23 protein-coding genes are annotated in these 20238 nt (G+C 65.0%); 12 read left to right on the forward strand and 11 right to left on the reverse strand.

The window, feature by feature from the left end:
- Positions 1–114 precede the first annotated feature (114 nt).
- A complete protein-coding gene (gene guaA, locus ATE71_RS17555) occupies positions 115–1701 on the forward strand; it encodes a glutamine-hydrolyzing GMP synthase (RefSeq protein WP_058804638.1) in 1587 nt (528 codons plus the stop codon).
- Positions 1702–1713: 12 nt separating this feature from the next.
- Here the strand turns inward: guaA and ATE71_RS17560 are convergent, their stop codons facing one another.
- Complete coding sequence (locus ATE71_RS17560; RefSeq protein WP_058804639.1) at positions 1714–2124, reverse strand: hypothetical protein; 411 nt, start codon at positions 2122–2124, stop codon at positions 1714–1716.
- Positions 2125–2199: 75 nt separating this feature from the next.
- Positions 2200–2562 (reverse strand): winged helix-turn-helix transcriptional regulator, encoded by a 363-nt coding sequence (locus ATE71_RS17565; protein ID WP_235588064.1) that lies wholly within the window; start codon positions 2560–2562, stop codon positions 2200–2202.
- Between the two features lie 108 nt (positions 2563–2670).
- Here ATE71_RS17565 and ATE71_RS17570 point away from each other — a divergent pair, with 108 nt between their 5' ends.
- Entirely contained in the window at positions 2671–3375 is a 705-nt protein-coding gene (locus ATE71_RS17570) for a glutathione S-transferase family protein (protein WP_058804640.1), read from the forward strand.
- A 53-nt stretch (positions 3376–3428) separates the two neighbouring features.
- On the forward strand, positions 3429–3914 hold the full coding sequence (locus ATE71_RS17575) for a GFA family protein (protein ID WP_058804641.1): 486 nt from the start codon (positions 3429–3431) through the stop codon (positions 3912–3914).
- An 18-nt stretch (positions 3915–3932) separates the two neighbouring features.
- Here the strand turns inward: ATE71_RS17575 and ahpF are convergent, their stop codons facing one another.
- From ahpF to ATE71_RS17595, 4 genes are all read right to left on the reverse strand, one after another.
- Positions 3933–5489 (reverse strand): alkyl hydroperoxide reductase subunit F, encoded by a 1557-nt coding sequence (gene ahpF / locus ATE71_RS17580; RefSeq protein ID WP_058804657.1) that lies wholly within the window; start codon positions 5487–5489, stop codon positions 3933–3935.
- A 194-nt stretch (positions 5490–5683) separates the two neighbouring features.
- Positions 5684–6247 (reverse strand): alkyl hydroperoxide reductase subunit C, encoded by a 564-nt coding sequence (gene ahpC / locus ATE71_RS17585; RefSeq protein WP_058804642.1) that lies wholly within the window; start codon positions 6245–6247, stop codon positions 5684–5686.
- 155 nt (positions 6248–6402) lie between these two features.
- On the reverse strand, positions 6403–6696 hold the full coding sequence (locus ATE71_RS17590; RefSeq protein ID WP_058804643.1) for a hypothetical protein: 294 nt from the start codon (positions 6694–6696) through the stop codon (positions 6403–6405).
- 41 nt (positions 6697–6737) lie between these two features.
- Positions 6738–7271: a methylated-DNA--[protein]-cysteine S-methyltransferase gene (locus ATE71_RS17595; RefSeq protein WP_058804644.1), complete on the reverse strand. Its 534-nt coding sequence runs from the start codon at positions 7269–7271 to the stop codon at positions 6738–6740.
- Between the two features lie 110 nt (positions 7272–7381).
- Here ATE71_RS17595 and purT point away from each other — a divergent pair, with 110 nt between their 5' ends.
- Entirely contained in the window at positions 7382–8560 is a 1179-nt protein-coding gene (purT, locus tag ATE71_RS17600) for a formate-dependent phosphoribosylglycinamide formyltransferase (protein ID WP_058804658.1), read from the forward strand.
- Between the two features lie 66 nt (positions 8561–8626).
- On the opposite strand, the gene ATE71_RS17605 is transcribed toward purT, so the two are convergent.
- Genes ATE71_RS17605 through pgsA form a run of 3 tightly spaced genes read right to left on the reverse strand, consistent with a single transcriptional unit; the run spans position 8627 to position 9904 of the window.
- The gene (locus ATE71_RS17605) at positions 8627–9067 is read right to left on the reverse strand and encodes a molybdenum cofactor biosynthesis protein MoaE (RefSeq protein WP_058804645.1); all 441 of its coding nucleotides are present in this window, start codon (positions 9065–9067) and stop codon (positions 8627–8629) included.
- Positions 9064–9321 carry a MoaD/ThiS family protein gene (locus tag ATE71_RS17610; protein ID WP_082665286.1) on the reverse strand — a complete coding sequence of 86 codons (258 nt, stop codon included), beginning with the start codon at positions 9319–9321 and terminating at the stop codon, positions 9064–9066. The genes ATE71_RS17605 and ATE71_RS17610 overlap by 4 nt, the downstream gene beginning before the upstream one ends.
- 10 nt (positions 9322–9331) lie before the next feature.
- Entirely contained in the window at positions 9332–9904 is a 573-nt protein-coding gene (pgsA, locus tag ATE71_RS17615) for a CDP-diacylglycerol--glycerol-3-phosphate 3-phosphatidyltransferase (RefSeq protein ID WP_058804646.1), read from the reverse strand.
- A 133-nt stretch (positions 9905–10037) separates the two neighbouring features.
- On the opposite strand from pgsA, the gene ATE71_RS17620 reads away from it, so the two are divergent.
- The 7 genes from ATE71_RS17620 (at position 10038) to ATE71_RS17650 (ending at position 17391) form a co-directional block, all read left to right on the forward strand.
- The gene (locus ATE71_RS17620; protein ID WP_058804647.1) at positions 10038–11333 is read left to right on the forward strand and encodes an MFS transporter; all 1296 of its coding nucleotides are present in this window, start codon (positions 10038–10040) and stop codon (positions 11331–11333) included.
- Between the two features lie 361 nt (positions 11334–11694).
- Positions 11695–12270 (forward strand): GbsR/MarR family transcriptional regulator, encoded by a 576-nt coding sequence (locus ATE71_RS17625; RefSeq protein ID WP_058804648.1) that lies wholly within the window; start codon positions 11695–11697, stop codon positions 12268–12270.
- A gap of 22 nt (positions 12271–12292) precedes the next feature.
- On the forward strand, positions 12293–12955 hold the full coding sequence (locus tag ATE71_RS17630) for a DUF4166 domain-containing protein (RefSeq protein WP_058804649.1): 663 nt from the start codon (positions 12293–12295) through the stop codon (positions 12953–12955).
- Positions 12948–14039 (forward strand): saccharopine dehydrogenase family protein, encoded by a 1092-nt coding sequence (locus ATE71_RS17635; protein ID WP_058804650.1) that lies wholly within the window; start codon positions 12948–12950, stop codon positions 14037–14039. Before ATE71_RS17630 ends, ATE71_RS17635 begins: the two co-directional genes overlap by 8 nt.
- 100 nt (positions 14040–14139) lie before the next feature.
- Positions 14140–16296: a prolyl oligopeptidase family serine peptidase gene (locus ATE71_RS17640; RefSeq protein WP_082665287.1), complete on the forward strand. Its 2157-nt coding sequence runs from the start codon at positions 14140–14142 to the stop codon at positions 16294–16296.
- The gene (locus ATE71_RS17645; RefSeq protein ID WP_058804651.1) at positions 16296–16784 is read left to right on the forward strand and encodes a GAF domain-containing protein; all 489 of its coding nucleotides are present in this window, start codon (positions 16296–16298) and stop codon (positions 16782–16784) included. Before ATE71_RS17640 ends, ATE71_RS17645 begins: the two co-directional genes overlap by 1 nt.
- Positions 16785–16935: 151 nt before the next feature.
- Entirely contained in the window at positions 16936–17391 is a 456-nt protein-coding gene (locus tag ATE71_RS17650) for a PilZ domain-containing protein (protein ID WP_058804652.1), read from the forward strand.
- Positions 17392–17503: 112 nt separating this feature from the next.
- On the opposite strand, the gene ctrA is transcribed toward ATE71_RS17650, so the two are convergent.
- Both ctrA and ATE71_RS17660 read right to left on the reverse strand, forming a co-directional pair.
- Complete coding sequence (gene ctrA, locus ATE71_RS17655; RefSeq protein WP_058804653.1) at positions 17504–18211, reverse strand: response regulator transcription factor CtrA; 708 nt, start codon at positions 18209–18211, stop codon at positions 17504–17506.
- A gap of 184 nt (positions 18212–18395) precedes the next feature.
- Positions 18396–19343, reverse strand: a complete 948-nt coding sequence (locus ATE71_RS17660) for a LysR family transcriptional regulator (RefSeq protein WP_058804661.1) — start codon at positions 19341–19343, stop codon at positions 18396–18398.
- 133 nt (positions 19344–19476) lie between these two features.
- Between ATE71_RS17660 and ATE71_RS17665 the strand changes: the two genes are divergently transcribed.
- Positions 19477–20184 carry a pirin family protein gene (locus ATE71_RS17665; protein ID WP_058804654.1) on the forward strand — a complete coding sequence of 236 codons (708 nt, stop codon included), beginning with the start codon at positions 19477–19479 and terminating at the stop codon, positions 20182–20184.
- The last annotated feature ends 54 nt before the right edge of the window (positions 20185–20238 follow it).

Raw genomic sequence — 20238 nt, forward strand, 5'->3', positions numbered from 1 at the left:
TCGGCGTTCAGTTATGTCGCAATTGTCGCAACAATGTGTCGGGGCGATGCCTGTTCGACGGGCGGCGCATATCGACCGCTGGACAGCATGGCCCGGCTTCCTTATCGGCCAGCCATGCCGACTCCCAACTCTTCCCCCGCCCCTGAATCGATCCTGATCATCGACTTCGGATCGCAAGTCACCCAGCTCATCGCCCGCCGCGTCCGCGAGGCGGGGGTGTATAGCGAAATCGTCCCGTTCAGCGCCGCCGAAGCCGCGCTGGAGCGGATGCAGCCCAAGGGGGTGATCCTGTCGGGCTCGCCCGCATCGGTCCCCGCCGACGGCAGCCCGCGCGCGCCGCAGTCGGTGTTCGACAGCGGCCTGCCCGTGCTCGGCATCTGTTACGGTCAGCAGGTGATGAGCCAGCAGCTCGGCGGGCAGGTCGAACCCGGCGGCATCGACGGCGAACGCGACGGCGAATTCGGCCGCGCCTTCCTGACCGTCACCGAGCCTTGCGTGCTGTTCGACGGACTGTGGGAGGTCGGCGAGCGCCATCAGGTGTGGATGAGCCACGGCGACCGCGTCACCCAATTCGCCCCCGGCTTTCGCATCGTTGCGGTAAGCGACGGCGCGCCCTTCGCGGTCATCGCGAATGACGAGCGCCGCTATTATGGTACGCAATTCCACCCCGAAGTCGTCCACACCCCCGACGGCGCGAAGCTGATCGCCAATTTTGTCCGCCACGTCTGCGGGTGCAGCGGCGACTGGACGATGGCCGAATTCCGCGCCACGAAAATCGCCGAAATCCGGGCGCAGGTCGGTGACCAGCGCGTGCTCTGCGGCCTGTCGGGCGGGGTCGACAGCGCGGTCGCCGCGGTGCTGATCCACGAAGCGATCGGCGAGCAGCTGACCTGCGTCTTCGTCGACCACGGCCTCTTGCGCATGAACGAGCGCGAACAGGTCGAACGGCTGTTCCGCGACCATTATAATATCCCGCTGGTCGTCGTGGATGCCGAGGAGCGCTTCATGGCGGGTCTTGCAGGCGTCACCGACCCCGAGAAGAAGCGCAAATTCATTGGCGCCGAATTCATCAACGTGTTCGAGGAAGAAGCGAAGAAGATCGGCGGCGCCGACTTCCTCGCGCAGGGCACGCTCTATCCCGACGTGATCGAGAGCGTATCGTTCACCGGCGGGCCGAGCGTGACGATCAAGAGCCACCACAATGTCGGCGGCCTGCCCGAACGCATGAATATGAAGCTGGTCGAGCCGCTGCGCGAGCTGTTCAAGGACGAGGTCCGCCTGCTCGGCAAGGAGCTCGGCCTGCCCGACATTTTCGTCGGCCGCCACCCCTTCCCCGGCCCCGGCCTCGCGATCCGCATCCCCGGCGAAGTCAGCAAAGAGCGCTGCGACATCTTGCGCAAGGCCGACGCCGTATATCTCGAAGAAATCCGCAATGCCGGGCTGTATGACGCGATCTGGCAGGCGTTTGCGGTGCTGCTGCCCGTCAAGACCGTCGGCGTGATGGGCGACGGGCGCACCTACGACCATGTCTGCGCGCTGCGCGCCGTGACCTCGACCGACGGCATGACCGCCGACATCTATCCCTTCGACGCCAGTTTCCTGAGCCGCTGCGCAACGCGCATCATCAACGAGGTGCAGGGCATCAACCGCGTTGTGTACGACTATACCTCGAAACCGCCGGGGACGATCGAGTGGGAGTGACGGCCTGACGGGTCAGGGGGCCGCAGCCTCACCGGGCCGCCAGATCCAGATCAGGAGCAGCAGGCCGACGATGATGAACAGGGCAAAGCCCGACAGCATCCACGCATTGACATACCATTGTTCGCCCCATTCGAACTCGCCGCCCATGATGCGCGCCCAGCCGCGAAAATGCTGGGCGGCCGCGACCGAAAGTCCGAAAACTGCAAGGACCGCCGATAGATAGCGCGCCAGCCAATGCGCCGGATTGGGGAGCATCAGCAACAGCCCAAGCAGACCGATAACAGTGCGCTGACTGCGGCAATAGGGGCATTCATAGACGAGGTCGGTCAGGTCGACCGTCCAGGTTAAAACCGCAATCAAGATGGCTGAAAGACCGACGGCGCGGCGATGGCGCAGCAATATCTGCGGCAGACTATCCAGCATTTTCGAAATTTTCCCTCGTTCCCTCGTGGCCGCTATGCGCGGCTTTCGCCCGTCCGGCCAGATGGCAATGTTGCTTCATATCATTTGTATCTTGCCCGCCGCGCGATCCACCGAAGCATCTGACCCTCCGCTGACCTCCTCCCACCAGTCGCCGAGCGCGTCGATCAGCGGGACGAGGCGCAGCCCCGCGGGGGTCAGGTCATATTCGACGCGCCGTGGATAGCCGTCGAACTCGGTGCGCTGGACGATCCCGGCGTCCTCGAGCTTGCGCAGTTCGAGCGTCAGCATCTTGTGCGAAATCGTCGGATTGTCGCGTTGCAGGTCGCTGAACCGCTTGGTCCCGTCGCTGAGATAATAGATCAGCAAGCTGGGCCAGCGCCCGCTCAGCACCTGCATCACCTCCTCGATCGGACAGCGCGAAACCAGCTCTTTCATCATCGTCCCCATGGTAACAAAAAGGTGCGTTATTTACGCGAGCGACGAGCGCCCTATATCCGAAATCGCTGCGCAGCTCCCCCCTCTTTTACAAGACGATGGAGCAATATCTTGGAACCGATCCTTATCTATGGCTTCCCGCTGGGAAGTTCCATGGGGCTTGTCGCCGCGCTCGAGTGGCTGGGCAAACCCTATCGCCTGTGCCGCGTCGACATGCTCGGCGAAATGCGCGAGCCCGCCTATGCCCGCATCAACGCGCGGCACGAGACGCCCGCGCTGATTACCGATCAGGGCCGCGCGCTGACCGAAACGATGGCGATCGCCAGCTGGCTGGCGGTGCGCGACGATGAACGGCGGATCAGCCCCGATCCGCTGTCGCCCGACGCCGACCGGATGTGGCAGATCATGGCGTTCATCAACACCGGCTTCACCGGCGCGTTCAGTCCCCTGTGGGTCGCGCTCGAAATGGACCCGCCGCGTCCGGCGCTTCAGGCATCCTTGCGCGAATTTGGCAAGGAAGCGGTGATCGAACGCCACGACAAGCTGGAAGCAATGGTCGGCGACGGCCCCTATCTGGTCGGCGATCGCCCGACGCTGGCCGATGCGCTGTTCGTCGGCATCGCGCGCTGGCTCGATTTTCATGAGGTCGCTGCGCCCACCCGCTGGCCGAAGCTCGCAGCGCTGCGCGCGCGGCTGGAGGCCGATCCGGCGGTGGTCTACGCTACCGCGCTGGAAAGCGGCGAAAGCGTGGCCGGCAGCGGCCTCTGTCTTGGGCATGTGCCGCTGGCCGAGGTGATCGAGCGCTACGGCGCGTAATGACGCGCGGCGGCGCGGTTGCGAGGCCGCGCCGCCGCTGTTACCCAGCGGCCATGGACAGGATCGAAACCGAGGCATCGGGCGGATGCCAGTGCGGCGCGGTGCGCTATCATGTCACCGCGGTGCGCGACAGCTCGCACATCTGCCATTGCCGTATGTGCCAGAAGGCGGCGGGCAATTTCTTCATCGCGCTAATCGGCGTGCCGCGCGATGCGATCACATGGACGCGCGGCAGCCCTGCAACCTTCAACAGTTCGGACAAAGCGGCGCGCGGTTTCTGTCGCGACTGCGGAACGCCGCTGCTCTACGATTATGCCGAAAGCGGGCACATCAACCTGACCACCGGGTCGTTCGACGATCCCTCGCAATTCCCGCCGCGCGTGCAGTTCGGGGTGGAAGCGCGGTTAGCGGTGTTCGAATCGCTTACGATCCCCGCCGAGGGTACGACCGAGGAAACGATGGCGGCCTATGTCGGTGCGATCAAGGCGAGCAACCATCAGCACCCCGACCATGACACCGACGTCTGGCCGGAGAGCTGATGGACCGCGAGCGCGGCGTCAGGCGCCCGAACGGATCAAATGATCGAAGGCCGACAGCGACGCCTTCGACCCCTCACCCATCGCAATGACGATCTGCTTGTAGGGCACCGTCGTTACGTCACCCGCGGCGAAGATGCCGGGCTGGCTGGTCGCGCCGCGCGCATCGACCTCGATCTCGCCGCGGTCGCTGAGCGCCACGGCATTGCCGAGCCATTCGGTGTTCGGGATCAGACCGATCTGGACGAAAATGCCCTCGAGCTCGACCAGATGCTCTTCGTCGCGATTGCGGTCGCGATAGCGCAGGCCGACGACCTTTTCGCCATTGCCGAGCACCTCGGTGGTGAGCGCCGAGGTGATGACCGTGACGTTGGGCAGGCTGCGCAATTTGGTCTGGAGCACCGCGTCGGCGCGTAGCTGCGCGTCGAATTCGATCAGGGTCACATGTGCGACGAGCCCCGCGAGGTCGATCGCCGCCTCGACGCCCGAATTGCCGCCGCCGATCACCGCGACGCGCTTGCCCTTGAACAGGGGACCGTCGCAGTGCGGGCAATAGGCCACACCCTTGTTGCGATATTCGGCCTCGCCGGGGACGCCCATCTGGCGCCAGCGCGCGCCAGTCGACAGGATGACGGTCTTGCCCTTGACGCTCGCGCCGCTTTTCAGCTTCACTTCGTGCAGGCCGTGCGCCCCGCCCGGGATAAGCTCGGCGGCTTCTTGCACGTTCATGACGTCGACATCATAATCCTTCACATGCGCTTCCAATTGCGCCGCGAGCTTCGGGCCTTCGGTGTGCTGGACCGAGACGAAATTCTCGATCCCCAGCGTGTCGAGCACTTGCCCGCCGAAGCGTTCGGCGACGATGCCGGTGCGGATGCCTTTGCGCGCGGCATAGATGGCGGCCGCAGCGCCGCCGGGCCCGCCGCCGACGACGAGCACGTCGAAGGGCTCCTTCGCGGCGATCTTTTCGGCCGCGCGGGCGACTGCGCCGGTGTCGAGCTTCGCGACGATCTGCGCGAGATCCATGCGGCCCTGGCCGAAGGGTTCGCCGTTCAGGAATACCGCGGGCACCGCCATCACCTGACGCCGCTCGACCTCGTCCTGAAACAGCGCACCGTCGATTGCGGTGTGGCGAATGTTCGGATTGAGCGCCGCCATGATGTTGAGCGCCTGCACGACGTCGGGGCAATTCTGACACGACAGCGAAAAGAAGGTTTCGAAGACGAAATCGCGTTCCAGTCCGCGCACCGCGTCGAGCAGTTCGGCCTCTTCCTTCGGCGGGTGGCCGCCGACGTGGAGCAGCGCAAGGATCAGCGAGGTGAATTCATGCCCCATCGGCAGGCCGGCGAACACCGCTTCGGCGCGGCCTTCATCGGCGCGGATTGCGAAGGACGGACGGCGCGCGTCATCACCGTCGAAACGCGCGGTGACGAGATCCGACTGCGCCGCGACCTCTTCGACAAGGCTGCGCATCTCGGCCGCCTTGGGCGAGGCGTCGAGGCTCGCGACGAGCTCGATCGGACGGCGGAGGTTGCCGAGATAGGTTTTGAGCTGGGCGGTCGTATTGGCGTCGAGCATCGGCATGGGGAGAGGCTTTCGGACAGGTGCAGGGGTTCGCCGCGCGAGGGCACGACGGGCGGATTCGGGTGGGGAGCAAATAAGATGCCGTGTCCCCGCGAAGGCGGGGACCCATCACCGGCGGGTTCAAAATCAGGCCGCCGGGAGATGGGCTCCCGCCTTCGCGGGAGCACGGGCTTATTCAAATGGTCGGCTTAGATCTTGCCGACGAGTTCGATCGAGGGCGCGAGCGTTTCGGCGCCCTCTTCCCACTTCGCCGGGCAGACCTGGCCGGGGTTGGCGCGGACATAGACCGCGGCCTTGATCTTGCGGACGAGTTCCTCGGCATTGCGGCCGACGCCTTCGCTGGTGATTTCCATAACCTGGATCACGCCGTCGGGATCCACGACGAAGGTCGCGCGGTCGGCAAGGCCCGAATCTTCACGCAGCACGCCGAAATTGTTGGCGAGGACGTGGTTCTGGTCGCCCAGCATATGATAGTTGATCTTGCCGATCGCCGGCGAGCTGTCGTGCCATGCCTTGTGGCTGAAATGCGTGTCGGTCGACACGGCATAGACTTCGACGCCGAGGCCCTGGAGCGTTTCATACTGGTCGGCGAGGTCTTCAAGCTCGGTCGGGCAAACGAAGGTGAAATCGGCCGGATAGAAGAAGAACACCGCCCACTTGCCCTTGGTGTCGGCATCCGTCACGGGGACGAACTTGCCCTGGTGGTACGAGGTGGCGTTGAACGGCTTGATCGAGCTTCCGATGATACCCATGGGAGAGTGTTTCCTTTTATCTGCTGCTGTTTGCTGCACTGCAAAAATATTTGCAGGGGCCAGCTATGCCGAGCGGCCGCCGCACTCAACCCCAAATTTCCGGGCAGACTTATCGACGCAATCGATCATAGATCGGAATTTGCGCAAAACCGCGATCAGCGGTGCGGGTTCGCCACCTTGCCCATCAGATCGATTACTTCGCTATCGAAATCATCGGGCGCGCCGGGGGTGATCTTGCGGAACCGCCGCGCGCAATAAGCGGCGCGCGGGCCGAGGTCGGGCACATCGCGGAAGTTGAGCGCGGTCCCCGCTTGCCCGCCACGGACGTCGGGCATGTTGGCAATCACCGCGCGCACGGTAAACACCGCGCCGGGCCGCACCGCAGCCGGATAGCGCGCGTGCCGGCTGATGCACAGCGCCAGGTCATCCACTCGCCAATCGTCCGTCATAATCAACCTCATGGTTGTTACGCAGCGTTGGACGAAGGCTATCACATAAGCGTCGCGGCGCGAAGCATTCTGTCCCGGGTGCTCCAACCGCCTAGCGCCTGCCGTTCCAGGTCGAGCAGATATGCCTTCGCGTCCAGTCCACCCGCAAAACCCGTGAGCTTGCCCGTCGATCCGACGACGCGGTGGCACGGCGCGATGATCGATATGGGATTGCGGCCATTGGCGGCACCGACCGCGCGCGATGCCGCGGGATTGCCAAGCTGGCGCGCCATTTCGCCGTAACTCCGCGTCTCACCAAAGGGGATGGTGAGCAACGCACGCCACACACGCTGCTGGAAATCGCTGCCCGCAAAGGACAAGGGCACGTCGAATGCCGTCCGCGCGCCGGCAAAATATTCGCCTAGCTGGCGTTCAGTTTCGCACAGCAACGGATGGCGCGGGGCCCGAACCAGCGGACCCAGCGGTACCCGGCCCGGCTGGTCGTTCTCCCACAATATCGCGGCCAGCCCGGCCGCATCGGCGACGAGCGTCAGGTCGCCGACCGGCGACCAGATGGTTTTGTGATAGTGGGTCATGCCTGAAATCCTGTCATTTGCTGTCGCGCTTTGGCGATGAACTTCATATGGCAAGGCGGACAGAGTGGGTCGTCCCGAATCTTGCGCCCAACGTCGATGGAGAGTTTGTCATGACCCCCACCGCAAAAATCCTCCTTCTCGGCTCGGGCGAGCTTGGCCGCGAATTCGTCATCTCGGCGAAACGCCTCGGCGCGCAGGTGATCGCGTGCGACAGCTATGCCGGCGCGCCCGCGATGCAGGTCGCCGACGAAAATGAAGTTTTCTCGATGCTCGACGGCGACGCGCTGCGCGCCGCGATCGAAAAGCACCGCCCCGACCATATCGTGCCCGAGGTCGAAGCCATCCGCACCGAAATCCTGGCCGAAGTCGAGGCCGAAGGCTTCCATGTCGTTCCCTCGGCGCGCGCCGCACAGCTGACGATGAACCGCGACGCGATCCGCGACCTTGCCGCGCGCGAGCTGGCGCTCAAAACCTCGACCTTCGAATATGCCGAGACGCGCGAGCAATTACAGGCGGCGGCGGGGCGGATCGGCTTTCCGCTCGTCGTCAAGCCGGTGATGTCGTCGTCGGGCAAGGGGCAGAGCACGGTCAAGGACGCCGCCGGGATCGACGCCGCATGGGATTATGCTGCCGCGGGGATGCGCGGCGACCGGCTGCGCGTCATCGCCGAGGCGTTCATCGATTTCGATTATGAGATCACGCTGCTGACCGTCCGCCACAAGCATGGCGTCGCCTTTTGTCCGCCGATCGGCCACCGGCAGGAACGCGGCGACTATCGCGAAAGCTGGCAGCCGGCGGCGATGTCGGACGCCGCGCTCGCATCGGCAGAGGATATGGCGACCAAGGTCGTCGATGCGCTCGGCGGCCACGGCATTTTCGGCGTCGAATTTTTCGTGAAGGGCGACGAGGTAATCTTCTCCGAACTCTCGCCGCGCCCGCACGACACCGGCATGGTCACGCTGATTTCGCAATCGCTGTCCGAGTTCGACCTTCACGCGCGTGCAATCCTCGGCTTGCCGATTCCGACAATCGCGGTTCCCGACGCGAGCGCCAGCGCGGTGCTGCTCGCCGACTGCGACGCCGCAGATTTCGCGATCACCGGCCTCGCCGAGGCGCTCGCCGCGCCGAACGCCGAAACCGCCATCGATGCGCGCATCTTCGGCAAACCCGTCACGCGCCCGTACCGCCGCATGGGCGTTACGCTCGCCCGCGTTGAAGGCGGCACCACCGACGATGCGCGCGCGGCGGCCGTCGCGGCGGCATCGAAGCTGAAGATCGAATATCGATAAAGGGGAGCGACGGCCGCAAGCGCCCGGGTGCGCCCCGCCGCGCGGCGTCCGCCTTCACCCGACAGTCTATTCCCACCGCTCCGCGCGCCGCTGGTCGCCCTCGCGCTCCTCGACCCACTGCACGCGCCCGTCGGCGAAGCTCTCGCGCTTCCACAGCATCACATCGGTCTTCAGCCGGTCGATCAGATACTCGACCGCTGCAAGCGCCTCGGCGCGATGTGCGCTGCTCGTCAGCACCAGTACGATCGTCTCGCCCGGCGCCATGGCGCCGACGCGATGGACAAGCGTCAGCGCCGACAGCTTCCAGCGATCGGACGCGGCGTGCGCGAGCGCGGCGAGCCCCGCCTCGGTCATTTGGGGATGATGTTCCAGGAACAGCTCGGCCAATCCATCATCGCCGCGCACGCGCCCGATAAAGCTCGCGCTTGCGCCATGCCCTCCCGCATCGTGCAGGTCGAACTCGGCGGCTATGTCGATCGCCGCCGATTGGACCGAAACGCGGATCATCCCCCCGTGACCGGCGGGAACAGCGCCACTTCGCCCACCCCGGCCAGCGGCGCGTCGGAACCGGTCATGCTACCGTCGATCGCGGCCCGGATACGATTCGGTTCGGCGAATGCCAGCGCGCCGCGACCGTCGCGCGCCGCCAGCCACGCGATCAGCGCGCCGAGGTCGCCCACGTCGGCGGGCAGATCGACCATCTCGCCGGCCACGCCCATCCGTTCGCGGACCCACGAAAAATAGGCGATATTCAGTGCCATTGTCTCTGCCTCAATCCATATGCTTCAAGCCGACGCGCAGATAATCCCAGCCGGTGACCAGCGTCAGCACCGCCGCGCCCCACAGCGAGACAAGCCCGACGGTCTTGATCCATGCCATCGCGGGCAAGGCCCCTGCCAGGATCAGCGCACCGAAAGCGACAAGCTGAAAGGTGGTCTTCCACTTCGCAAGCTGCGTGACCGGCATCGACACCTGCAGGGTTGCGAGGAATTCGCGCAGCCCCGACACGATGATCTCGCGCAGCAGGATCATCAGCGCGGCGATGACATGATAGCCCGCGATATCGCGCGTGAAGACGAGCAGCAAGATCACCGCCGCGATCATGATCTTGTCGGCGATCGGGTCGAGGAAAGCGCCGAGCCGCGACACGATCCCGCGCGAGCGTGCAACATAACCGTCAAAATAGTCGGTAATTCCCATCAGGCAGTAAAGGCCGAAAGCCAGCGCATAGTCGATCGCGAGCGGCTGGTGCGATCCCGCGCGCACCCCGGGCCACAGAAGGAAAAGCAGGATGGGAACCGCAAGGATCCGCGAAAGGGTCAGAATGTTGGGAAGGCTCAGCATGATCCCCGTCGATATAGGCGGTCCAAAATGACCTTTGACCCTGTCCGCCCTAGCCGATAAGCCCCCCGGGCGACAACCATATTGCCCGCGACCCGCGTGCTGACCGAACTAGTTTGAAAAGATTGGACCACGCATGACCGGCTCCTTTGCGCTATTGAAGCAACGCCGGTTCCTGCCCCTTTTCGTCACCCAGCTCCTCGGCGCGTTCAACGACAATCTGTTCAAGAATGCGATGGTGCTGTTCGTCGTTTACGGCGTGTTCAACGACGAAGCCTCTGAAACCCTGTTCAGCGCGGTCGCGACCGGGCTCTTCATCCTGCCCTTCTTCCTGCTCTCCGCGCTCGCGGGCCAGCTCGCCGACACGCGCGACAAGGCGCGGATCATCCGTATCGTCAAATTCTGCGAAATCCTGATCATGCTCGTCGGCGGCATCGGGCTCGTCCTCGCTTGGATGGGCTTTGCCGTCCACCTGCTCGCGATCCCGCTGATGATGCTCGCGCTCTTCGCAATGGGCATTCACTCGACCTTTTTCGGCCCGATCAAATATGCCATCCTGCCGCAGCACCTGAAAAGCGACGAGGTGCTTGCCGGCACCGGGCTGGTCGAGGCGGGCACCTATATCGCGATCCTCGCGGGCACGATCCTTGCGGGCGTGATCGACGTCGAATGGGCGGCGCTCGGCGTCGTGCTCGTCGCGGGCCTCGGTTACTGGACCGGGCGCAAGGTGCCCCCTGCCCCGCCCGAACATGCCGAAACGGGCATCGACTGGCACATCATCCGGTCGTCGGTCGCGCTGGTCCGCGGCACGATGCACATCCCGCGCCTCTATCTCGCGATCCTGTCGATCAGCTTCTTCTGGACGATCGGCGCGGTGCTGTTCATCCAGTTCCCGCCGCTGGTGAAGAATATCCTCCACGCCGACAAGAGCGTCGCCAGCCTCTTCCTCGCGATCTTCTCGATCGGCATCGCAATCGGTTCGGTCGCCGTTAACCGCCTGCTCAAGGGGCAGGTGTCGGCGCGCTACAGCCCCGCCAGCGTCATCGTCATGGGGGCCTTCGTCGTCGCCTTCTATTGGGTGTGCCGCAACTGGGAACATGACCCGTCGGGGGTGATGTACGGCATCGAAGGCTTCCTCGGTCATGCTGACGTCATCCCGCTCCTCGCCGCGCTGCTCGGCATCGCGATCAGCGGCGGCATGTTCGTCGTCCCGCTCTACGCCTTCCTGACGACGACAGTGCCCAAAGACCAGACCGCGCGCACCGTCGCCGCGAACAATATCGTCAATTCGGGCGCGATGGTCGCGGGCTCGCTGCTCGCGATGGGCCTTGGTTTCGCCGGGGTTGGCGTCGTCGACCAGCTGCTGATGAGCGCGGCGATGTGCCTGGTCTCCGCCTGGCTCGCGGTCAAGCTCCACCGCGCCTGCGACTGACCGAACCGCGCCATCGCGCGGTTGTCCGGCTCGGGGTTGTGAGCAGCCTCTCGTAAACCCCGTCGAAAGCCAGGGCCCAGCGCGGCAAAATGCAAGGTTAGCGTTGACATCCCGGGCCCCGACTTTCGCCGGGGTGTACATCTCTAACGGCCAAAAATCGCTCGAAAGCCATCATTCCCCTATATCGTCATTCCCGCGAAAGCGGGAACCCAGTGTGGCATCAGCCTACATACGCTCTGGGTTCCCGCTTTCGCGGGAATGACGAAGTCATAAGATTCGTAGCGTCTGCAATCGGTCGTTCTCCGCTTCCCCGCCACTGAAAAAGCTTGACCAAAAATCGGTTATGTCCGATATTTCTGTTATGACAGAAATAAACGAATATGATTCGAAACTGTCCCCGGCGGCGACCGAGTTCATCCTCCATTGGGGCAATCTCGGCGGGCAATGGGGCGTCAACCGGTCGGTGGCGCAGATCCATGCACTGCTCTTCATTTCCGATCGCGCGCTTCATGCCGAGGAAATTGCCGAGATGCTCGGGCTCGCGCGCTCGAACGTGTCCAATTCGATCAAGGAACTGCTCGGCTGGCGGCTGATCGAGCGCGTCCCCCTGCTCGGCGACCGGCGCGACCATTTCACCGCCGAAAAGGATATCTGGGAAATGGTCACGCGCATCGCTGCGGGACGCAAGGCGCGCGAGGTCGACCCCGCCGAAGCGGCGCTGAAAGCGTGTGTCGCGCGCGCGGCGGACGATCCGGGGCTCAGCCCCGCGGCCAAGGCGCGCCTCGCCGACATGCTCGACTTCGTCACGACGATGGGCCGCTGGCACGACGAGATGCTGGGCGTGCCCAAACCCGCGCTGATGCGGCTGATCAAGCTGGGTGCCGGGGTCACGAAACTCATCAACTGGCGCCCGGGTAAGGGCAAGGACGCGCAGTAGGAGGAAGGCGATGTGGGGCGGCATGCAGCATAGACCGGCCGAAACGGCCCCCGCTCCTTCCGCATGCGGCGACGATGCGCTCTACGATTATCGCTTCCGCCGCCTCGTCCCCTCCGCCGACTGGGACGCGCTTCCCGCCGATGTCCGTCGCCGTTTTTCCAAGCGCCTCGCCGGGCAGGCGGTCGCGGCCTACAGCGGCGAAATCATCTGGACGCGGCTGTCCCGCGCCGGCTGGCTTCTTGCTCAATTATGCCGGCTGATCGGCGCCCCGCTCCCCCTCGCCGCCAGCGGGCCGGCGCCCGCCGCCGTCGCGGTCAGCGAAGATCGCGCGAGCGGCGGGCAATGCTGGACGCGGCTTTACGGACGCGCGAGCGGCCATCCACAGGTGATCCATAGCGCGAAAAGCTTTACCGGCCCGACGGGGCTCGAAGAACATATCGGCGGCGGGTTCGGCATGGCGCTGACCGTGAGGGCCGAAGCCGACGCACTGATCTTTGTGTCCGACCATTATTTCTGGCAGCCGGCGGCGGGCATGCGCCTTCGCCTGCCGCGCTGGCTTGCCCCCGGCACGACGATCGTCACGCACCAGCATCTGGGGTCCGGCCGCTTCGCCTTCGACCTCAAGGTGACGCACCCCCTGCTGGGCGAGGTCGTGAACCAGCACGCGCTGTTCAGCGATGGCTGAGCTGCGCGTCCTGATCATCGGCGCGACCGGAGTTTTCGGCAGCCGGCTTGCCGAACTCGCCGCGCGCGAACCCGGGCTCGCGCTCACTCTGGCAGCCCGGAAGCGCGGACCGCTCGATGCGCTTGCGGCGCGGCTCGGCGGGCTGCCGGTACGGCCGCTCGACCGCAATCGGCTGACCGCCAGCGACCTTGCGGGTTTCAACGTGGTGATCGACGCAGCCGGGCCTTTCCAGGCATCGGCCCCGACCGTGATCGAAGCGGCGATCGCGGCGAAGGTCCATTATGTCGACCTCGCCGACGGACGCGCCTTCGTCGCGGCGATCGGCGCCCATGACGCTGGGGCAAAGGCAGCGGGGATCAGCGTCACGACGGGGGCCAGCTCGATTCCCGCGCTGTCGCACGCGGTCATCGACGCGCTGACCGATGGCTGGCAAGGCATCGACCGGATCCGGATCGGCATCTTCCCCGGCAACCGCGCCCCGCGCGGGCTCGCTGTGGTGCAGGCGATCCTGTCCTACGTCGGGCATCCGGTCCGCGTCTGGCGCGGCGGGCGCTGGACCGACGTCCCCGGCTGGGGAATGCTCCACCGCTGGCGGGTGCCGGGCGTCGGCGCGCGCTGGGCCAGCGTCTGCGACACACCCGAACAGGATCTTCTCGTCCAGCGTTACCATCCGCGCGACAGCGCCGAATTTTTCGCCGGCATGGAATTGTCGATCCTGCATCTTGGCCTCGCCCTGCTCGCAATTCCCGTCCGCCTTGGCTGGATCGCCAGCTTGCGCCCCGCCTCGCGCCCGCTCCTCGCGATTGCGAAAACACTGCTTCCCTTCGGCACCGACATCGGCGCGATGGACATGGTAGTGCGCGGACGCGATCGCAGCGACAATCCCGTCGAAGCGCGCTGGACTTTACGCGCCGACGGCAATCGCGGTCCCTATGTCCCGACGCTGGCGGCGCTCGCGCTCCTCCGCCGGTTTCGGGACGGCAGCCCTCCCCCGGCGGGGGCGCGACCCTGCACCGGCATCCTGACGCTGGCAGAGACCGAAACCGATTTCGCTCGCCTCGGGATCGCCACTGAGCGCCGTTGAGCCGCGTTTCGCGGTACCGAATCCCCTTGCCCGCCGCATGCCGATGCTTACATATCGGCGCACGATAATTTCTTCCGGAAAAAAAGAGGATCGCCTTGCCATGTCTCGTAAAGTCCTGTCCGCGCCGCTCGCGCTGGTTGCCCTGTTCATGACCCCGGCGGCGGCGCAGGCGACCGAAGCCGCTGCATCGGCGACCTCGACGGCGATCGCCTATCCCGACTCGCCGCGCGGCGACACGGTCGATCCGCAGTTCGGCGTCGATGTCGCCGACCCCTATCGCTGGCTGGAGGACGATGTCCGCGTCAATCCGAAGGTCGCCGACTGGGTTGCCGCGCAGAACAAGGTTACCGACGCCTATCTCGAAACGCTGCCCGGTCGCGACGCGTTCAAGACGCGGATGACCGAGCTGTACAATTACGAACGCTTCGGCCTGCCGACCAAGGCGGGAACGCGCTATTTCTACAGCCGCAACGACGGGCTCCAGCCGCAGTCGGTGCTTTATGTCCGCGAAGGGCTGAAGGGCGAGGGCCGCGTTCTCATCGACCCGAACCTGTGGGCCAAGGACGGCGCCACCGCACTCGCCGAATGGACCCCGTCGGAGGACGGCAAATATCTCCTCTATTCGGTGCAGGACGGCGGCACCGACTGGCGCATCGTCCGCATCAAGGACGTTGCGACCGGCGAAGACCTTTCCGACGAGGTGCGCTGGGTCAAATTTTCGGCGCTCGACTGGGCAAAGGACGGCAGCGGCTTCTATTATTCGCGCTTTCCCGAGCCCGCCGAGGGCGAGGCGTTCCAGTCGCTCAACGAAAACCACAGCGTCTATTTCCACAAGCTCGGCACGCCGCAGAGCGAAGATGTGCTGATCCACGCGACCCCCGACAAGCCCAAGCTGAACAACAGTGCGGTCGTCACCGACGACGGCAAATATCTGCTCGTCGTCGGCTCCGAAGGCACCGACGAACGCTATGGCCTCACGCTCTATCCGCTCGGCAAGCGCGTTGGAAAGCCGATCACGCTGGTCGACGATTTCGCGAACAACTGGGAATATGTGACCAACGCGGGCACGCGCTTCACCTTCCTCACCAACAAGGGCGCGCCGCGCCAGCGGCTGGTGTCGATGGATATCAGGAATCCGGCCGAGCTGACCCAGCTGGTCGCCGAAAATGCCGACACGCTGGTCGGGGCGTCGCGCGTCGGCGACCGCATCATCCTTTCTTACCTCGGCGATGCCAAGTCGGAGGCGCGCATGGTCGCGCTTGACGGCAAGCCGGTGGCGAACATCAATCTGTCCGACATCGGTTCGGCCTCGGGCTTCGGCGGCAAGTCGAGCGATCCCGAAACCTTCTATGCCTTCTCCAGCTACGCGCGGCCGACGACGATTTATCGCTTCGACACAGCTACGGGCAAGAGCGAGATTTTCGCCGAGCCCAAGCTGACCTTCAAACCCGACGACTTCACCGTCGAGCAGCGCTTCTACAAATCGAAAGACGGCACCCAGGTGCCGATGTTCGTGGTGATGAAAAAGGGTCTCGACCGCAGCAAGGGATCGCCGACGCTGCTCTACGGCTATGGCGGCTTCAACGTGTCGATGACCCCCGGCTTCTCGCCCACGCGCCTCGCCTGGGTCGACAAGGGCGGAGTGCTCGCTATCGCGAACCTGCGCGGCGGCGGCGAATATGGCAAGGCGTGGCACGACGCCGGCCGCCTCGACAAGAAGCAGAATGTCTTCGACGATTTCATCGCCGCCGGCGAATATCTGATCGCCGAGGGGATCGCGGGCAAAGGACAGATCGCGATCGAGGGCGGGTCGAACGGCGGCCTGCTTGTCGGCGCGGTGACCAACCAGCGCCCCGACCTGTTCGCCGCGGCGCTGCCTGCGGTCGGCGTGATGGACATGCTGCGCTTTGACCGCTTCACCGCAGGCCGCTATTGGGTGGATGATTATGGCTATCCGTCGAAGGAAGCCGATTTCAAGAACCTGCTCGCCTATTCGCCCTATCATAATATCAAGGACGGCACGGCCTATCCCGCGGTGCTGGTTACCACCGCCGATACCGACGACCGCGTCGTGCCGGGGCACAGCTTCAAATATACCGCCGCGCTCCAGCACGCGAAGGCGGGCGACAAGCCGCACCTGATCCGCGTCGAAACCCGCGCCGGCCACGGCAGCGGCAAGCCGACCGACAAGATCATCGCGGAGGCGGCCGACAAATATGCCTTTGCGGCGAAGTGGACCGGGCTCGCCGTCGAATAATGAGCTACGCCCTCTCCTTCACCGCGACCGATCCCGCCGAGCTGTGGGCCGAGGCGGGCGATGCCGCCGCGGCCCTTGTCGCGGGCGAGCCCGATGGCATCGCCAATATGGCGAATGTCGCGGCGCTGATCTGGCAGGCGATCCCCGACCTCAATTGGGCGGGGTTCTATCGTTTCGACGGGACCGAGCTCGTGCTCGGCCCCTTCCAGGGCAAGGCGGCGTGCATCCGCATCCCGCTGGAAAAGGGCGTGTGCGGCGCCGCGGCGCGGCTGCGCGCGACCCAGCGCATCGACGATGTCCACGCCTTTCCCGGCCATATCGCGTGCGACGCCGACAGCCGCAGCGAGCTGGTCGTGCCGGTGATCGCGCACGACCAGCTGGTCGGCGTGCTCGACCTCGACAGCCCGCGCCCCGCGCGCTTCACCACCAACGACCAGGCAGGCGCCGAGGCGCTCGTCGCACGCATCGCGAGTGCGCTCGCGGGATAGACTTGCCGCGTGGCCGCAGCACCACCAAGGCGCGCCGCGTCCCAGTCGTCACCGAACGTCTATAACGAAAATTTACCTTCTCCGGTTACGGTTGGATCGGGACCATAATAATCGGTCGACGTGGGGGTCGGGCGACAGAGATGAGTCGCGCATGTCGAATCCCGAGGCTTCCCCGGCCTCTTCCGCCCCTTCCGACAAGCGCCAGCCGCGCCAGTCGCGGCTGGTGAAGGCGGCGCTCGCCTGCTCGCGACTCGGGCAATTCGACATTACGATCCGTAACGTCTCCGAAACCGGCATCGGCGGCCAGGGACCCGCGCCCTTGCACATCGGCGAACGGATCACCCTCCTCCTTCCCGGGCACGACCCGATGCTCGGCACGGTGCGCTGGGTCGTCGAGAAGAAATTCGGGATTGAAACCGACCGCGTGATCGACACCAGCCTTTTGCGCGCCGCGCACGGCGGCGCCGTGCCCGCATCGCATGCCGTCGCTTCGGGATTCGAAATCATTCCGCCCCCGACCGCCCCGGTGCGACGGCCTGGCCTCGTCCTCGGCGCGGCACAGCCGGCGCATTTCGGGCGCAGCGTCTGGCGCGGCAAGGCCCAATAGCGCGCGGCAACGCGCGAGCGTTCCGACAGGAGGCCGGCGACCCGCAAAGGAAAACCGGCGCGGATCGCTCCGCGCCGGCTTCCCTCGGTAACCTTATGTGAAACGTTTCGCGTCAGGCGACGCGGCGCACCTCATTGCCTTCGTCGTCGATGTCGCGAAGGACGTAACCGCGGCCCCAGACCGTCTCGATGTAATTTTCGCCGCCGCAGGCCAGCGCCAGCTTCTTGCGCAGCTTGCAGATGAAGACGTCGATGATCTTCAGTTCGGGTTCGTCCATCCCGCCGTAAAGGTGGTTCAGGAACATTTCTTTGGTCAGCGTCGTGCCCTTGCGCAAGCTGAGCAGCTCGAGCATCTGATATTCCTTGCCGGTCAGATGCACGCGCGTCGTGTCGACCTCGACCGTCTTGGTATCGAGGTTGACCGCGAGCTTGCCGGTCTTGATGACGCTCTGGCTGTGGCCCTTCGAGCGACGGACGACCGCATGGATGCGGGCGACCAGCTCGTCGCGGTGGAACGGCTTGGTGACATAATCGTCGGCGCCAAAGCCGAACGAGCGCACCTTCGAATCCATTTCCGAAATGCCTGACAGGATCAGCACCGGCGTCTGCACCTTGGCGGTGCGCAGCTTCTTCAGCACGTCATAGCCGTGCATGTCGGGCAGGTTCAGGTCGAGCAGGATGATGTCGTAATCATAGAGCTTACCCAGGTCCAAGCCTTCCTCACCCAGATCGGTGGTATAGACGTTGAAGCCTTCGGTCGTGAGCATCGTATCGATCGCTTTCGCGGTCGTCGGCTCGTCCTCGATCAGCAGTACGCGCATTGGGCACCCCTTGATTGTTCCCACGATAATCCCGCGAACCGATCGCGTGACTATCAAGGATGTCACCGACCAACCCCCGTTGCAGGACTGCCGGAACATTAACCACGAAACTAATGAAGGGAAAAGGTTAATTTTGATTTAACCCGCACAAGTCCACGAGTCGCGCCTTATTTGCAACAGTCGGTCAGGCCCTTTCCGGACTATGGTGAAGCGCCAGATGGCGATCATGTGCCCCGCTGCAGGACATTTTGAGCGTATCGACCAGATGGTCCGACAACGCGCGGACGCGCGCCGGACGCAGCCGCGACGGCGGCGACAAAAGGTGCAGGTGCGACTGCGGCAGCGACCAATCGGTCAGGATCGGGACGACCGCGCCCGAGGCCAGAGCTTCGGCGGCAATGAAGTCCGGCAGCACCGCAATCCCGACCCCGGCGACGATCAACGGCACCATGACATCGCCGTTATTTGCGAACAGCGGCCCCGTGGGCAGCACGGTCGCCTCCTCGTCCTTGCGACGGAAATGCAGCGGCATGGCGCGCTGGCGGTGACCATAGCCGATCAGCCGGTGGCCGGCGAGATCGAGCGGGTGCCTCGGCTCTCCATGCTTCTCCAGATAGGCCGGGCTCGCGATCACCGACGCCGCCACCGGCGCGATCGTGCGCGCGAGCAGGCTCGAGTCGGCTAGCGGCGATATGCGCAGCGTCAAATCGATCCCCTCGGCCACCGGATCGTTGCGCGCGTCGCTCAGCAGGACCTCGATCTCGACCGCCGGATGCCGGTCGAGAAAGGCCGCGAGCGGCGGGCCGAGCACCTTGATCCCGAAACTCATCGGCGCGGCGAGGCGGATCGGGCCCGCCAGGTCGACGCGGTCGCCGCGCGCCGCTTCGGTGGCGGCGGTCGCCGCCGCGACCATCGCGCGCGCCTCGTCGAGCAGCCCCGCCCCCGCGGTCGACACCGCGACCACGCGCGAGCTCCGGTGCAGCAGCGTGATGCCCAGCGAGGCCTCGAGCCGCGTCACCGCCTTCGACACGCTGGCCTTCGACAGGCCGAGCGCGGCGGCGGCGGCGGTAAAGCTGCCACCATCGGCGACGGCGACAAAACAGGCCCAGCCTTCATAATCGGGAAGCGCCACGAACACCTCATGATTGGAAACGATGGTTTTCCATCTACGCTATTTTAGAAACGATCCAAGAGCCTATTTTGTCCTCAACAGATGAACGCCGCCGGGCACCAAAGCGCCGGGCGGCGAAGAAAGGACAAGGCCAATGATCGACATTCGGAAATTCGACACGCTGGGCCACGCCAACCATGGCTGGCTCGACGCTCGTCATCATTTTTCCTTCGCCAATTATTACGAGCCCGACCGCATGGGTTGGGGCGCGCTGCGCGTCTGGAACGACGATAAAATCGCCGCCCAGTCGGGTTTCCCGCCGCACCCGCACCGCGACATGGAAATCATCACCTATGTGCGCACCGGCGCGATCACGCACCGCGACAGCATGGGCAACAGCGGCCGCACCGCAGCGGGCGATGTGCAGGTGATGAGCGCGGGCACCGGCGTGACGCACAGCGAGTTCAACCTAGAGGATGAGGAAACGACGCTGTTCCAGATCTGGATCATGCCCGACCGCGACGGCGGCAATCCCGGCTGGGGCGCGCGCCAGTTCCCCAAGGCCGACCGGTCGGGACAGTTCGTGACGCTGGCGAGCGGGATCGATGGCGACGTTGAAGGATTTGGGGCCCTCCCGATCCGCGCCAACGCCCGCGTCGCTGCCGCCACGGTGAATGCGGGCGAGAGCGTCTCCTACAACCTCGAAGACGGACGCCACGCCTATCTGGTCGCTGCCAAGGGCCGCATCCGGGTCAATGGGACGGACGCCGATCCGCGCGACGGCATCGCGATCCGCGATGTCGGCACGATCGAGGTCGAGGCGCTCGACGACGCCGAACTGGTTCTCGTCGACAGCCTCTGACGAAGCCCCCGGCCGCCGCCCCCCCTCCCCGGCGGCCGGGGGCTTCGTCAGAGG

This window comes from Sphingopyxis sp. H115 (assembly GCF_001468465.1).
GTDB lineage: Bacteria > Pseudomonadota > Alphaproteobacteria > Sphingomonadales > Sphingomonadaceae > Sphingopyxis.